Source organism: Terribacillus saccharophilus (genome assembly GCF_002272075.1).
Classification (GTDB): domain Bacteria; phylum Bacillota; class Bacilli; order Bacillales; family Amphibacillaceae; genus Terribacillus; species Terribacillus saccharophilus_A.
Genome location: NZ_NPBJ01000027.1, coordinates 181450 through 195942 on the forward strand (window position 1 = coordinate 181450; position 14493 = coordinate 195942).

Sequence of the window (14493 nt, forward strand, 5' to 3'; positions counted from 1 at the left end):
GAGGTGGGATGTTGGAACGCTTACTGGAAGTGAACAATTTGGAAGTGATTTTTAAGACATATGGAGGAGAAGTGCAAGCCGTCCGGGATGTTTCCTTTCATGTTGATAAAGGAGAAATCCTAGCGATAGTCGGGGAAAGCGGCAGCGGGAAAAGTGTGACCGTGCAATCCATCATGGGCCTGATCCCAACTCCGCCAGGCAAAATAAAGAACGGAGAAGTGCTTTTAGAAGGACAGGATCTCTTAAAGCTATCCAAACGAGAGATGCAAAAGGTGAAAGGCTCAAAGATCAGCATGGTCTTTCAGGATCCGATGACTTCTTTAAATCCTACGATGAAGGTCGGCAAACAAATCGCGGAAAGTATTACGACCCATCAAAACATCAAGGGACAGGAAGCGAAGGAACGCGCGATTGACATGATCCGTCGTGTTGGTATTTCAAATCCTGCCGAACGCTATGAGCAGTATCCGCATGAATTCAGCGGCGGGATGCGCCAGCGGATTATGATTGCCATCGCGCTGGCATGTCATCCGAAGGTACTTCTTGCGGATGAACCTACGACAGCATTGGATGTCACCATTCAAGCACAGGTACTGGATTTGATGAAGAATCTAAAAGATGACATGGACACTTCTATTATATTGATCACCCATGACCTTGGTGTTGTAGCCGAGACGGCCGAACGGGTGGCCGTTATGTACGGTGGCATTATTGTCGAAACAGCTCCGGTAAATGAATTATTCAATAACCCAAAGCACCCATACACATGGGGATTGCTTGAGTCGATTCCAGATATTGATGTTGCAGATAAAAAGCGATTAGTACCAATTGAAGGTGCACCGCCAGATTTATTTTCTCCTCCGAAGGGCTGTCCATTTGCACCACGATGTAAATATGCCATGGACGTGTGTGTCGAAGAAATGCCTCCTGCTTTTTCTATCGATAATGGACATGAAGCGAAATGCTGGCTGAACGATTCCAGATCACCAGCCCTCAAAGAATTAGTTGCAGCAGGGAGGCAGTTGTCATGACAGAAACGATCATCCAGATCGATCAAATGAAGAAGTATTATCCGATCGGCAAAGAAAAAACGGTTAAATCTGTCGATGATATCTCCATTGAGATAAAACGTGGCGAAACATTCGGTTTGGTAGGAGAGAGCGGCAGCGGGAAATCAACGCTAGGCAAAACGATAGTTGGCTTGGAAGACCCAACATCAGGCAAGATTGTATACAATGACCTGGATTTGAGTCAATTAAATAAGAAACAAAAGAGACAGATAAACCGGGAAATTCAAGTGATCTTCCAAGACCCGCACGCCTCGTTGAATCCACGGATGCGCGTTGGCGACATTATTGCGGAAGGGATTGATGCGCATAAACTAGCGACAGGCAAAAACCGGCAGGATCGGGTGTATGAGCTATTAGAAAGAGTAGGTTTGCAGCCAGAGCATGCCAAACGCTATCCCCATGAATTCAGTGGCGGGCAGCGTCAGCGAATTGGGATTGCCCGTGCGCTTGCTGTCGAACCGAAATTCATCGTAGCCGATGAACCGATATCAGCACTGGATGTATCGATTCAAGCACAGGTAATCAATCTGCTGGAGGATCTAAAAGAACAAGAGGATCTGACATACTTATTCATTGCCCATGATCTAGGCATGGTCAAACACATTAGTGACAGAATTGGTGTCATGTACTTAGGGAAAATGATGGAGCTCTCAGACAGTGATGAGTTGTTTCACGATCCGCTTCATCCATATACAAAAGCGCTATTATCTGCTATTCCTATTGCAAATCCCGAAGCTGAAAGACGTGAAAGAATTGTGTTAGAGGGCGACCCGCCGAGTCCAGTCGACCCGCCAAGCGGCTGTCGTTTTCGGACACGATGTCCATTTGCGATGGATGTGTGTGCCAAGGAAGTGCCAGAGTGGCGAGAAGTGAAAGAGAGGCACTGGACTGCGTGTCATCTTTACAATAATTAAAATTTGAAGGGGGAAGATGTTATGAAAAAATGGCTAGTAGGTATGCTGATACTTGTAATCGTTGCTGCAGGCTGCAGCAATGGCAGTTCAGGAGGAAGCGGAGCTGACATTGCACAGGAAATCACAGTGAATGCTATGAGTGAGCCGCCAGATTTGGATCCGGCACTTGCAACAGATACGACATCAGGCTGGGTATTGGATCACGTATTTGAAGGTCTTTATACGAAAGATGAAAGTGGAAATCCAGTTCTAGGGGCAGCTGAAAATGTAGATGTCTCGGAAGACGGAAAAACGTACACGTTCACTCTTCGTGACGACACAAAATGGTCCGATGGAAGTAATGTAACAGCACAAGACTTCGAGTACGGCTGGAAACGAGTTCTAAATCCAGACACAGGTAGCTCCTTCGCCTTCTACATGTACTATATCAAAGGTGCAGAAGCTTACAACAAAGGCGATGGCGCGGTAGAAGATGTTGGTATCACAGCACAAGACGATAAGACACTCGTAGTAGAATTAGGCGCACCACTTGGCTACTTCGACGAGCTATTAACAATGTGGACATTCTATCCAGTGAAACAAGAGCTAGTAGAAGAAAATAGCGCATGGTCTGCAGAAGCAGATACATACGTAAGTAACGGACCATTCAAGCTGACGAAATGGGCGCATGACAGTGAAGTGGTCATCGAAAAGAATGAAAACTATTGGGATAATAGTGTTGTAAAACTAGATAAAGTAACATACAAAATCGTCAACGACGCAACAACTTACTATCAAATGTTCAAAACAAATGAGCTAGACTTGATTCAAACATTGCCTTCAGATGTTCTTGATCAAGAGAAAGAATCCGAAGAATATAGCGAAGTACCATACTTCGGTACGTACATGTACATGTTTAACGTAGAAAAAGAACCATTTACGAACGAGAAAATCAGAAGAGCATTCACGCTTGCAGTTGACCGTGAAACACTCACACAAAACGTAACCAAATCAGGTGAAACACCAGCATACGCATTTGTACCACCAGGTGTGGAAACGCCAGAAGGTGATTTCCGTGAAACTGGCGGCGAATACTTTGAAGAAGATGGAGCAGAAGCGAAACGACTTCTAGAAGAAGGGATGGAAGAAGAAGGCTGGACCGAGCTGCCTGAAGTATCGATCTCTTATAACACTGCTGAAAACAACAAGAAAATTGCGGAAGCAGTACAAGCAATGTACAAAGACAATCTTGGCGTTGATGTGAAGCTTGAAAACCAAGAGTGGAAAACATATTTGGATACAACACAGCAAGGTAACTTCCAAATGGCTCGCATGGGCTGGATTGGCGTCCTTGTAGATCCAGTTGTTATCCTGGACTATTACTTGGGTGACAGCCCGAACAACCGCACAAACTGGGTGAATGAAGAGTACGACCAGCTTATGGCCGATGCTAAAGTAGAACAAGATCCAGAAGCACGTTATGAACTATTGCACCAAGCAGAAGCTGTACTAATGGAAGATCTGCCGTTCAACCCGATCTACCATTATACAAACAACTACCTGACTTCACAGAACTTCGAAAACATTGTCTATCCGGTAAACCGCTATCCTTACCTGAAATGGGCAGAAAAAGTATCTGAGTAACACTGAACTGATGGAAAGCGGGATCTCTGGCAGATCTCGCTTTCTGTTACATAGGAAAGGAGCTTATATCAATGAAGTGGAAAGTATCTCTATTCTTCTTAACCCTCCTCGGCTGGTACATCGCAACAGTTGCTGCTCCATTTTCGCTAGCAGATCTATCTAATATCGCATTTCTAATCGGCCTCATTTTAATCATAATCGCAGCAATCGCACTCATCCTACATACAGGATTCCTGACTCCATTGATCCACGGCTTCCAAATAATCGGCGAACGTATGGTACGTAAATCGAGGTCTGCAGAACGTGCAGACAGCCAAATGAGAAATGATCCTAACATGCAATCATTCAAAGCTAATTTAGCGGATCGTATTACGCAAAGCACTTTTATAGTAGGAACTAGCTCTATACTTACTTCTGTGATTATTATATTTATGCTTTAAGAGAGAGAAACAAAGCTTATAAGAGCAGCTTCTTCTGTGCGAGCAGGAGGGGCTGTTTTTGATGGAACTTTAGCGTAGGGTATACGTAATTTAAAAGAGACTCTGCTTTAATGATTAAAACTCTCACTGATTTTAAGTGTGATATACAGGAGGTGTTCCCGTATGAGAACGCTCACGACTTTGATTGTTATCATAGCCGTTATGCACATTAGTAGCCTTATCAATGTAACGCTCTTGGATGGAGAATGGAGCGGCATTGTGACCTGGCTTTCAACTATCTTATTTGTCGTAAGCATGGTCGTATATGGCAGAGAAGTGAATAAATATCGAAAGAAATAATTCTGAAATCGGAAGATTATCCCTCAAAATACATGATATATACTCCGTCATTCTTCATAAAACACTGTGTAAACTCTGCCAATCAGCTATATAATGACAGATAGAGACAATTTGGACGGAAAGAAGGCAATCAAATGAAAATCACCATCATCAGCGTCGGCAAACTAAAGGAAAAATACCTCAAGCAAGGCATAGAGGAATACACCAAACGCCTCGGCGCCTACGCCAAAGTCGACCTAATCGAAGTACCAGACGAAAAAGCCCCCGAAAATCTAAGCGAAGCCGACATGCAAATCGTCAAACAAAAAGAAGGCGACCGCATCCTGTCGAAAATCGGCCCCGACGACTACGTCATTTCCCTGGAAATAAAAGGCCAAATGATCACATCTGAACAACTCGCGTCGAAAATTGACAGTTTAGCGACGTATGGAAAGAGCAAAATTGTGTTTGTGATTGGAGGATCGTTGGGGTTGAGTGAGGAAGTAATGCAGCGAAGTGATTATGCGCTGTCGTTTTCGAAGATGACTTTTCCGCATCAGTTGATGAAGTTGGTGTTGGTGGAGCAGGTTTATCGAGCTTTTCGGATTATTAAGGGGGAACCGTATCATAAGTAAATGAGGTAGAATTAGAAGATAGTCGCTTTTATTTACTAGAGAAATAATAAGGAGAGTAAAAATGAAGAAAAATATATATGTCGTAGGCGCGGTAATAAAACGTAATAACAAGATTCTATGTGCTCAAAGAGGAACCGAAAAATCCTTACCTCTAAAATGGGAATTCCCCGGCGGCAAGATCGAAAAAGATGAAACACCTCAAGAAGCTTTGAAAAGAGAAATTACTGAAGAGATGCACTGCACTATATCCATAGGGGAAGCTGTAGAAGATACTACATATGAGTACGATTTTGGAATAGTAAACTTAAAGACATATTATTGTGAACTACTTAAAGGTGAACCCATACTAACGGAACATGTAACAATAAAGTGGTTGGCTCCAGAAGAATTATCTTCATTAGACTGGGCGCCTGCTGATATTCCGGCAATTGAAAGAATCCAATTAGATCATAAATAAGCACAATTTACTAACTATCCATTTACATACACCGATAAAAAACATTACAATTAAACTATTAATTGGTAATGAATGGTGGAGTGAATGGATAATTTTATTAACAGCCTGAAAGATTCATTGCATAACGGATTTATTGATCACACATATAGTAACCAAAAGAATTTTAATCCACAATTATTAGTAAATAATCATCAAGAGAATACAACAGTCTTACAATCCTTATTGGAGGAATTGGAAGTTTGTCAGAGCTTTATTTTCTCAGTTGCTTTTATTACAGAAAGTGGATTGGCTACATTGAAGACACATCTGTATGATTTGGCGCGTAAAGGGATAAAGGGGCGTATTTTAACGTCTACTTTTCTACAGTTTAATTCGCCGAAGGCTTTTAGAGAATTACTTAAAATCTCAAATGTAGAAGTAAGGCTAACAGATTTACCAGGATTCCATGCCAAAGGTTATATATTTCATCATAAGATGTACCACACCTTAGTTATAGGTAGTTCGAATTTAACTGCACAAGCACTTCAAGTGAATTATGAGTGGAATGTGAAGCTGAATTCTCATGAGAATGGCGAGATTATTCGGCACTTTTCTAATCAATTTGATGATGTGTGGGATCAGGCCTTTCCTTTAACGGAGGAGTGGATCAATCGGTACGCTGCAATTTATGAAGAAAGTAAAGAAAAGCGTGCTATAGATAAGGTTATTGAATTACCTGCTGATTATCGAATAAATTCTATTCAAGATGCTATAAGTATTGAACCCAACAAAATGCAAGTAGCAGCGTTAGCACAGATTAAGGCAGTGAGAGATGCTGGTCATCAAAAAGGCTTAGTAGTATCTGCTACCGGGACAGGGAAAACTTTTCTTTCTGCTTTTGATGTACGTAATGTGCAGCCGGAACGCATGCTTTTCATTGTACATAGAGAACAGATCCTACACAAAGCAATGGCGGACTATAAGAAAATCTTAGGTGGCCACGATGAGCAATTCGGTATTCTATCAGGGGCTTCTAGAGAGATTGATAGAAAGTACGTATTTGCTACGATACAAACATTGTCTAAATCTGACAATCTTGCTTTATTTGATAAAGAGGCATTTGATTACGTACTTATCGATGAGGTCCACAAGGCAGGAGCAAAATCTTATCAAACCGTAATTGATCATTTTGAGCCTGCATTCTTGTTAGGAATGACGGCAACGCCAGAGCGGATGGATGACTTTAATATCTATGAACTATTCGACTATAATATTGCCTATGAGATTCGTTTACAAGAAGCTTTAGAAGAGGATATGTTGTCTCCTTTCCATTACTATGGAGTTACGGATATTGAGTACAACGGCGAGTTGATAAGCGAAACAGCTCTGCTTTCGCATTTGGTGACGGAAGAGCGTATTAACCATATTATTGAGAAGATCAATTATTATGGGTATTCCGGTGAATCGGTTAAAGGGCTTATCTTCTGCAGTAGAAAAGAAGAGACGTATCAACTGGCAAGTGCATTGAATGAAAGAGGTTTTCGAACCTGTGCATTAACCGGTGATGATTCTCAAAAGGAGCGTTTAAGTAGAGTCGAACAATTAGAAAATGGAGAACTTGACTACATCTTGACGGTGGATATCTTTAATGAAGGTATAGATATACCAAGTATTAATCAAGTTGTGATGTTGCGACAAACACAATCTAGTATCATCTTTATTCAGCAGCTAGGACGAGGTCTGCGAAAGCACGGTTCAAAGGAATATGTGACAATCATCGATTTTATCGGAAATTACAAAAACAATTACCTAATTCCGGTAGCACTCTCCGGCGAAAGCTCTCAAAACAAGGATGCGATCCGTCGCCGGATGAAGAACACTGATTATATTAAGGGAATCTCGACTGTTAACTTCGAAGAGATTGCTAAGAAACAGATTTATAAATCTATTAGTGATAGCAAACTGACAGCAATGAAGACATTAAAAGATGCTTATACTGCTTTGAGAAATCGATTGGGTAGGGTTCCTTATTTGCAGGATTTTATTTTGAACCACTCCATAGATCCAGCTGTACTTATTAAAGCTAAGGATAATTATCATCAATTCTTGATTGCTGTAAAAGAAGAAGTACCTCATATCACGGATTATGAAAATAAAGTTTTAACAATGGTCTCTCAGGAGTTACTAAATGGAAAAAGACTCCATGAAGTAGTCTTATTAGAGATGTTAAGTGAGCGCTCAGAAGTTTCCTGTGAGGAGTATCGAAGTTCACTTGCTGAAAAAGGATTATCATGTGATGATGCTACCATTACCTCCGTGCTGCGTATACTGGATCTATCTTTCTTTAGTCAAACGAACCGTAAAAAATATGGTGAATGGCCACTTGTTGAAGTAGAGAGCCATATTCTGAAGATAAGGAAGGAAGTAAAAGAAAGTATTAACACGAATAATACTTTTGCTAAACTTCTTAAGGATGTCCTATTAACTTCTATAGAGAAGAGTAAACAATATGACAACAATATACTCACACGCTACGAAAAATACACTCGTAAAGATGCATGTCGTCTGTTGAATTGGGATAGCGATGAAAGCTCCACAATATATGGTTATAAAACAAAACATCAAACATGTCCGATTTTTGTAACGTATCACAAAGACGAAGACGTCGAGTCCAGTGTTGCCTACGAAGATACTTTTTTAAATGAACAAACATTTAAATGGTACACCAGAAGCAAACGTACTATCGCGTCTAAAGAAGTAGCAGAAATCATAAACGCGGATGATAACGACATTGATATTCATTTGTTTGTGAAAAAAGATGATGATGAAGGATTAGGTTTTTATTATTTAGGTCAGGTTCATCCAGATAAACAAACTGTTCAGCAGGAAGAGATGAGAAGTGGAGAAGATAAAGTTATTCCTGTTGTGACAATGAATATGAATTTGGAAGAGCCGGTGGATAAGAAGATTTATCGGTATATTGTGGAGTAATAAAGGTATTAAGACTGTTTTAAATGCACCTCAGCCGATTATTCTCGGCTGGGGTATTTTAGTGGGAGCAATGTCCTTTCAACTTAGAAAAGGCTATAGATCTATTATCTATTTAAAATTAACCTAGAGTTATTTATTTACCTCTCTCATCAAAGAAGAATGATAATGCAACAAATTAATAATCCTCCTCGCCATCTCTGAAGGCGTCGCATCATACCCTGCTCTAATCCACTCCAAAAGCCATCCGTATATCCCATAAGCTCTATAATGCGTGAAATAGTCAGCATTAATCTCGGCGGCCTTATCGCCGATAAAGGAAAATCGGTTTTGGAACATATCCTTCAGCACCTCTAATAAAGCTTCACAGATTCCTGGTATCGGATCTTGAATAACAAGTAAGTCATAGTAATAGCTGTTGTCCTTCATATACTGAAAGACATCTGTTTCATTCGGGCTCATCTTCGTTAAGTCGAGGATGGGATTATCGCGAACTGGTTTGCAGAACTCATAACAGAAACGCGCCATTTCCAGTTCGATCATTTCTTTGGCTAATTGCTCTTTGCCGACGTAATGTACGTAAAAGGTGGTGCGGTTGTAATTGGCTTCGTCTACGATATCTTTTACTTTAACTTTGGAAAAGCCTCTCTCTAAGACAAGCTTCTGGAATGTTGCTATTAAGGTGGATTTCGTGCGCTCAATTCTTCGGTCTGTTTTTGGCATGATTTTCCCTCGCTAGATACCTTCTCTATGATAGATGAATTTTAGACATTTTATTTTTTTTGTTGAAAAACTATACAGTACTATCCTCATAGTTGAAAACCCATACATTTTCAGTTTTTCAATGATTGAAACGCCGCTTTCTAATTCTTTATACTTAGGTTAATTATATTATAAATCTCTTTAATATAATTGAAAAATGTATAACTGGGGGAATTAGGATGGAAATCCAAGCAATGTTAACTACTGAAGAGAGTGATTTCAACAAGCAGACACTGCAGTTGGATGAGCCAAAAGCTGATGAGGTGTTGGTACGAATTGTTGCTTCGGGTGTTTGTCATACAGATGCAACTGTGCTGGATGGCTCGCTGCCAGTACCATATCCGGCTGTACTGGGACATGAAGGTTCAGGGATTGTAGAAAGAGTAGGCAGCAATGTTACTACTGTTGAACCAGGGGATCATGTCGTACTAGGATTCAGTTATTGCGGTCATTGTGATAACTGCCTGGAAGGTAATGCAGGCGGCTGTGAAAACATGATGGAGCTTAACTTCGCGGGTAAAAACAAATATGGTGTATCACCAATTCATAAAGAGGAACAAGAAGTGTCACAGTTCTTTGGCCAATCTTCTTTCGCTACGTACAGCACGGTAGATGAGAAGAACGTGGTGAAAATCGATAAAGAGGCTGACCTTCGTCTATTGGGCCCGCTTGGCTGCGGTCTAATGACAGGCAGTGGTACTGTCTTGAACTCCCTTGCTCCAGAAGCTGGTACAAGCTTTGTCGTATTCGGTACAGGAGCTGTAGGTCTATCTGGTATGATGGCTGCGAAAATCGCAGGCTGCTACCCAATCATCGCTGTTGATATCCATGACAGCCGTTTGGAATTAGCAAAAGAGCTTGGCGCAACACATACTATCAATAGCAAAAACGAAGATGCCGCTGAGAAAATCAAAGAAATCACTGGCAAAGGTGCACACTACTCCTTGGAAACAACAGGTGTTCCAGAAGTAACACTAGCAGCAATCCGCTGCTTACGTGTGAAAGGTGAATGTGCGACAGTTGCCGTTGGTAAACGCGACCTGACAATCAACGTTACCAATGAAATCATGACGAAAGCTGTAACACTGAAAGGTGTTGTAGAAGGCGATGCTGTACCGCAATTGATCATTCCGAAACTAGTGAAGTTCTACCAAAACGGTCAATTCCCATTCGATAAATTGGTGAAATTCTATGAAATGGATGATATTCAGCAAGCATTTGAGGATTCAGCGAATGGGTCTACTATTAAGCCAATTTTGATTATTGATAAAGAATATCAAGCTTAATAGCTTGGTATTTCTGTATGGGAGGTACAGCTATGCATATACAAGAGCTGACGAAAAGCTATATAAATGGTGCTTGGGTAGAAGGCGAGGGCTCTTCTGCTTATAGCTTATTGAATCCGTATGATTCTTCTGTATTGGCAGAGTTCCCGATTGCTTCGAAGCATCAAGTAGAGCAAGCATACGAAGCTGGTAATACAGCATATAAAGCATGGGCAAAAGATACACAGCTGCGGACTGAAGTTTTGCAGAAGGCATTGAACTTCTTTAAAGAAAACGAAGAAGAAATTGCTGAATTCCTAGCGCTGGAATCTGGTTCTACCTACATCAAAGCTAAAGTGGAAATCGGGTTGACAATTGCTTGCTTTGAAGAGGCATTAACCTTTGTTGATTCACTCGGATTCAGAGAACTACCTGCATCTATGCCAGGCAAAGTGAATAAAGCCTATCGCAAGCCTTTAGGCGTGATATCTTCTATTTCACCGTTCAACTTCCCATTGTATCTGTCTATTAGGACAATCGTTCCAGCGCTAGCGCTAGGTAACGCAGTTGTGCATAAAGGGGATATCCAAACTGCTGTTACTGGCGGTACAATCATCGCGAAAGCGTTCGACCAAGCTGGTCTTCCTAATGGTGTATTGAATGTGATTGTGACCGAAGTTCCTGAAATAGGGGATATGATGATTGAACATCCTTATTCCAAGTTCATCAGCTTTACAGGATCAACACCTGTTGGCCGTCACATTGGCCGCTCGGCTGGGGGCTTATTAAAGCCAGTGGCATTGGAACTAGGAGGCAACGCACCGTTTGTTGTCCTGGAGGACGCAGACGTTGACCAAGCAGTGAAAGCAGCTGTTTTCGGTAAGTTCCTGCACCAGGGTCAAATCTGTATGATGATCAACCGAATCATTGTGCACGAAAAGCTATACGATGTATTTGTTGAGAAATTCGTGGCACACGCGAAGACATTGCCGATAGGCAACCCAACAGATAAATCCGTCATCATCGGACCAATGATCAATGAACAACAGCTTCAAAAAGCACTATCCTTCATCGACCAGGCGAAGGAAGACAATATCGAAGTACTGCTGGAAGGAACACGCGAAGGAAATATCTTAACACCAACTATTTTCGGAAACGTTCCTCCAGACAGCAGCCTAGCTCAATCCGAACTATTCTCTCCAATCGCTTCTATCATCAAAGCAGCATCTGATGAAGAAGCCATGGAGATTGCAAATAACTCAGAATTCGGTCTAAGCTCTGCTATCTTCACTGGAGACCTAGCTAAAGGTGAACAGCTGGCAGCTACGCTAGAGTTTGGAATGTCACATGTAAATGACCAAACAGTAAACGCAGTGGAAAACGCACCATTCGGCGGAGTGAAAAGCTCCGGAATGGGCCGCTTCGGTAATCCTTGGATTATTGAGGAATTTACGGAGACCCAGTGGGTTTCGGTACAGGTGGAGACACGGGAGTTTCCTTTCTAATAACATAAAGATGCTCAGCGAATACAACGCTGAGCATTCTTTATCTCTCTACTCTCTTTTTAAAAACTCTACACTAATCCTATCCACTTTCAGCTCGACATTTTTTCCGATTAACTCTGGATATTCAGAGAAGTACTCATCCTCATCATTGATTACGATTCCTGCATCTACTGAATCTCTTTGCAATAAACCTCTTAAATAATATTCATAACCTGTATCTATACGTTCTATATCTTTTTTATTATCTTTATATTCACGTATAAGTAAATCATCAAGTATAGTAAATCCAATTAAAACCGGGTAACTTTTCTCTAATTCAATTTTGTAGGGGCAAATAAAAGCAAAGGCTGTGAACTCGATATTGTTAACTTCAAGGGTTACTTCTTCCTCAATATTAGCGTCTAGTTTCTTAACTTTAGCCATGTTTATCATAGATAAGATCTCTCTTCCTTATTATTACCCATTATAGTTCAGTTTCTTTTGCAAGAACCTAGTTGTAGTAAAGCTTAGACCAAACGCATTCGTACGTAAGGTTACCGAATGCAGTAACAAATTTAATTATCTTCGTCTTCATAAAGATTTCCAAGAAACTCATCTATGTTATTCGCTAAGAAATACATATTACTGATATCCTCATTATCGTCCTGTTCGTTCTCATGATTCCAAAAATATATATTATCGTAATAAGGTTCATTAGTGCCCAGACATATTACGTTGCCACCAGGATCATTTGCTATTGGTACAAATCCTGTTGGTAATCTATATTCATATATGTCGATATAATCGGACAAATCACTTTCGTCATCACCAATTCCATAGAAATGGTCTAGAACACTAACACCTTTTTCATCTGATATTTTAAATAAACTAGGTTCTGGATATCCGCCATTCCAATTAAGTAGGAAACCTTTGTATCTTTCTGGTAAATTAACATTATATTCAGTTTCAAAGTTTTTGATCTCTTCTAAGGAAACTCTCTCATTGGAATCTACAATTTTAGCCATATAGACAACTCCTATTACTTATTTTTAGTAACGTTTAATACACCGACAGAATGAGTAAACTCCGCATGTATTTTTGATTTAACTAAGATTATTGTCTTGTCCCCGTGTATTGTTTTAATCACTTATTAAAGATGGTATTTTTGTTTACGTGTGACTTAAAATGAGGTTGGCGGAGTTTTGTACAGATCCATACGCAAGGAACTTTGTGATGGAGAATCCGAATAGGGTGCGAGCATGTTATACAAGACTACTATATGTAAAATAACATTTGAAGGTAGTTTCTATAATAATTGCTATCATTTCCATCGCATATGTCCTCTGTTTCGGATTAGGACATATGTATGCAGCAAGTGAAGGGAGGTACCCCACAACTAGTATCAATGGCAATACTTATTTAATAGTAGATACATATGAGAAAGATCGATATATTGTAAAACATCTACTAAACGGTAATGTAGGAGATAACTTTAAATTTATAGAAATGAAAGATGTAGAATACATTAAATATAAGAGAGTGTTCAACAGAGGTTCTAACGAAGTCTTAGAGGTATTTGAACAATTAATAAAAAGTAGTGCTGTGGAAGAAAACCTAGTTATATACCTTGAAGAATATTTCATTGTAATAGATGATATAGACGTTGAAGGTGAAGAGGTAAGTTTCTCCGTGTAACATAAAGAATAAATTAAGCCACCTTGCTGGTGGCTTTTATATTAGAAGAAGGAAAAAGGATACAAGAAGCCTCTGAGAGCCTGTTGAAGGCTTTGAACGCAAAGATTATAAGACAGATAACATAGAAACTGAAGTAATAGTTACACTTACACATTGATTGACGATACATAATATGTTAATTGTGGTTTTGAAAGTAATTTTTGGAAAAAGGAGCGATTATATTGTCTAAGAAATTAGTGAGTTTAATGCTAGTAACTATATTAATAATAGGAGGAGTACTAGTAAAACCGGATTCTGCATCAGCAGCTTCTACCACTACAGCATATACTCAGTACCACAAAGCTGTTGGTAAAAGTATCAAGCACACTCTGTTTACCTCTGATAGTGGATCAAACGTCAAAATTTCTGTTGTTCAAGGAACAGTTGTAGGTGGAACCTATGAATGTAATGGTTGTCAATATGATGTTAAAGTGGAACTTCAGAGAAGGGTTAGTGGTACATTTAAAACAATCGCAACAAAATCAGGTACTGTTAGAGCTGGGAGACCTTTACATCATACATTCACCAATGTTAAGTCTGGTACAATGCGTGCAATAATCACATCAAAACTTCCTGGTGATACTAGAGTGGCTGTAAGTACTTATTGGACTAGATAACGGTAAAATGATAGTTTGTATCTAAATAGGTCCTCATGTGATATTGACTTTTAAAGTAAGCTACTATGCAAAAAAAGGTGTACGTAAATGGGACTGACCCCCGTTTTTGAGACAGGGATCAAAATACCTTCAAATAGCCAATTGCCGATATTGCATCGGTGATTGGTTGTTTAGTTTCGTTTGAATACGAATGTTGTTATAATAATA

At 40.1% G+C, this 14493-nt stretch carries 16 protein-coding genes; 12 read left to right on the top strand and 4 right to left on the bottom strand.

What is annotated here, in order from left to right; translation table 11 throughout:
* Positions 1-8: 8 nt before the first annotated feature.
* From CHH48_RS14660 to CHH48_RS14690, 8 genes are all read left to right on the top strand, one after another.
* Positions 9-1031, top strand: coding sequence for an ABC transporter ATP-binding protein (locus CHH48_RS14660; RefSeq protein ID WP_176466460.1), 1023 nt, complete (start codon positions 9-11; stop codon positions 1029-1031).
* Positions 1028-1984, top strand: coding sequence for an ABC transporter ATP-binding protein (locus tag CHH48_RS14665; RefSeq protein ID WP_095219891.1), 957 nt, complete (start codon positions 1028-1030; stop codon positions 1982-1984). Before CHH48_RS14660 ends, CHH48_RS14665 begins: the two co-directional genes overlap by 4 nt.
* 21 nt (positions 1985-2005) lie before the next feature.
* Positions 2006-3607, top strand: coding sequence for a peptide ABC transporter substrate-binding protein (locus CHH48_RS14670; RefSeq protein ID WP_095219892.1), 1602 nt, complete (start codon positions 2006-2008; stop codon positions 3605-3607).
* A gap of 71 nt (positions 3608-3678) precedes the next feature.
* Positions 3679-4047 carry a DUF3899 domain-containing protein gene (locus tag CHH48_RS14675; protein ID WP_095219893.1) on the top strand — a complete coding sequence of 123 codons (369 nt, stop codon included), beginning with the start codon at positions 3679-3681 and terminating at the stop codon, positions 4045-4047.
* Between the two features lie 162 nt (positions 4048-4209).
* Positions 4210-4386 carry a hypothetical protein gene (locus tag CHH48_RS19620; RefSeq protein WP_176466461.1) on the top strand — a complete coding sequence of 59 codons (177 nt, stop codon included), beginning with the start codon at positions 4210-4212 and terminating at the stop codon, positions 4384-4386.
* Between the two features lie 134 nt (positions 4387-4520).
* Positions 4521-5000, top strand: a complete 480-nt coding sequence (gene rlmH, locus CHH48_RS14680) for a 23S rRNA (pseudouridine(1915)-N(3))-methyltransferase RlmH (protein WP_093726097.1) — start codon at positions 4521-4523, stop codon at positions 4998-5000.
* 61 nt (positions 5001-5061) lie between these two features.
* A complete protein-coding gene (locus tag CHH48_RS14685) occupies positions 5062-5457 on the top strand; it encodes a (deoxy)nucleoside triphosphate pyrophosphohydrolase (protein WP_095219894.1) in 396 nt (131 codons plus the stop codon).
* 84 nt (positions 5458-5541) lie between these two features.
* Positions 5542-8427: a DUF3427 domain-containing protein gene (locus CHH48_RS14690; protein ID WP_095219895.1), complete on the top strand. Its 2886-nt coding sequence runs from the start codon at positions 5542-5544 to the stop codon at positions 8425-8427.
* A 129-nt stretch (positions 8428-8556) separates the two neighbouring features.
* On the opposite strand, the gene CHH48_RS14695 is transcribed toward CHH48_RS14690, so the two are convergent.
* Positions 8557-9147, bottom strand: a complete 591-nt coding sequence (locus CHH48_RS14695; RefSeq protein ID WP_245840392.1) for a TetR/AcrR family transcriptional regulator — start codon at positions 9145-9147, stop codon at positions 8557-8559.
* Between the two features lie 218 nt (positions 9148-9365).
* Between CHH48_RS14695 and CHH48_RS14700 the strand changes: the two genes are divergently transcribed.
* Both CHH48_RS14700 and CHH48_RS14705 read left to right on the top strand, forming a co-directional pair.
* Positions 9366-10472 carry an NAD(P)-dependent alcohol dehydrogenase gene (locus CHH48_RS14700; RefSeq protein WP_095219897.1) on the top strand — a complete coding sequence of 369 codons (1107 nt, stop codon included), beginning with the start codon at positions 9366-9368 and terminating at the stop codon, positions 10470-10472.
* A 32-nt stretch (positions 10473-10504) separates the two neighbouring features.
* Positions 10505-11956 (top strand): aldehyde dehydrogenase family protein, encoded by a 1452-nt coding sequence (locus CHH48_RS14705; RefSeq protein ID WP_095219898.1) that lies wholly within the window; start codon positions 10505-10507, stop codon positions 11954-11956.
* 48 nt (positions 11957-12004) lie between these two features.
* Here CHH48_RS14705 and CHH48_RS14710 read toward each other — a convergent pair whose 3' ends face one another.
* Together CHH48_RS14710 and CHH48_RS14715 are read right to left on the bottom strand one after the other, a co-directional pair.
* Positions 12005-12388 carry a hypothetical protein gene (locus CHH48_RS14710; protein WP_095219899.1) on the bottom strand — a complete coding sequence of 128 codons (384 nt, stop codon included), beginning with the start codon at positions 12386-12388 and terminating at the stop codon, positions 12005-12007.
* Positions 12389-12510: 122 nt separating this feature from the next.
* Entirely contained in the window at positions 12511-12960 is a 450-nt protein-coding gene (locus tag CHH48_RS14715) for an SMI1/KNR4 family protein (RefSeq protein WP_095219900.1), read from the bottom strand.
* A 337-nt stretch (positions 12961-13297) separates the two neighbouring features.
* On the opposite strand from CHH48_RS14715, the gene CHH48_RS14720 reads away from it, so the two are divergent.
* Together CHH48_RS14720 and CHH48_RS14725 are read left to right on the top strand one after the other, a co-directional pair.
* Positions 13298-13630: a hypothetical protein gene (locus CHH48_RS14720; RefSeq protein WP_095219901.1), complete on the top strand. Its 333-nt coding sequence runs from the start codon at positions 13298-13300 to the stop codon at positions 13628-13630.
* Between the two features lie 221 nt (positions 13631-13851).
* Positions 13852-14286, top strand: coding sequence for a hypothetical protein (locus CHH48_RS14725; protein WP_095219902.1), 435 nt, complete (start codon positions 13852-13854; stop codon positions 14284-14286).
* A 129-nt stretch (positions 14287-14415) separates the two neighbouring features.
* Here the strand turns inward: CHH48_RS14725 and CHH48_RS19355 are convergent.
* The coding region (locus CHH48_RS19355) for an IS3 family transposase (protein WP_141230080.1) at positions 14416-14493 on the bottom strand (78 nt) is incomplete at its 5' end.

What these genes read in the sequence shown, in the direction of transcription:
- CHH48_RS14660 (WP_176466460.1), top strand. Translation starts at nt 9, where the DNA reads ATGTTGGAACGCTTACTGGAAGTGAACAATTTGGAAGTGATTTTTAAG.
- CHH48_RS14665 (WP_095219891.1), top strand. Translation starts at nt 1,028, where the DNA reads ATGACAGAAACGATCATCCAGATCGATCAAATGAAGAAGTATTATCCG.
- CHH48_RS14670 (WP_095219892.1), top strand. Translation starts at nt 2,006, where the DNA reads ATGAAAAAATGGCTAGTAGGTATGCTGATACTTGTAATCGTTGCTGCA.
- CHH48_RS14675 (WP_095219893.1), top strand. Translation starts at nt 3,679, where the DNA reads ATGAAGTGGAAAGTATCTCTATTCTTCTTAACCCTCCTCGGCTGGTAC.
- CHH48_RS19620 (WP_176466461.1), top strand. Translation starts at nt 4,210, where the DNA reads ATGAGAACGCTCACGACTTTGATTGTTATCATAGCCGTTATGCACATT.
- rlmH (WP_093726097.1), top strand. Translation starts at nt 4,521, where the DNA reads ATGAAAATCACCATCATCAGCGTCGGCAAACTAAAGGAAAAATACCTC.
- CHH48_RS14685 (WP_095219894.1), top strand. Translation starts at nt 5,062, where the DNA reads ATGAAGAAAAATATATATGTCGTAGGCGCGGTAATAAAACGTAATAAC.
- CHH48_RS14690 (WP_095219895.1), top strand. Translation starts at nt 5,542, where the DNA reads ATGGATAATTTTATTAACAGCCTGAAAGATTCATTGCATAACGGATTT.
- CHH48_RS14695 (WP_245840392.1), bottom strand. Translation starts at nt 9,147, where the DNA reads ATGCCAAAAACAGACCGAAGAATTGAGCGCACGAAATCCACCTTAATA.
- CHH48_RS14700 (WP_095219897.1), top strand. Translation starts at nt 9,366, where the DNA reads ATGGAAATCCAAGCAATGTTAACTACTGAAGAGAGTGATTTCAACAAG.
- CHH48_RS14705 (WP_095219898.1), top strand. Translation starts at nt 10,505, where the DNA reads ATGCATATACAAGAGCTGACGAAAAGCTATATAAATGGTGCTTGGGTA.
- CHH48_RS14710 (WP_095219899.1), bottom strand. Translation starts at nt 12,388, where the DNA reads ATGATAAACATGGCTAAAGTTAAGAAACTAGACGCTAATATTGAGGAA.
- CHH48_RS14715 (WP_095219900.1), bottom strand. Translation starts at nt 12,960, where the DNA reads ATGGCTAAAATTGTAGATTCCAATGAGAGAGTTTCCTTAGAAGAGATC.
- CHH48_RS14720 (WP_095219901.1), top strand. Translation starts at nt 13,298, where the DNA reads ATGTATGCAGCAAGTGAAGGGAGGTACCCCACAACTAGTATCAATGGC.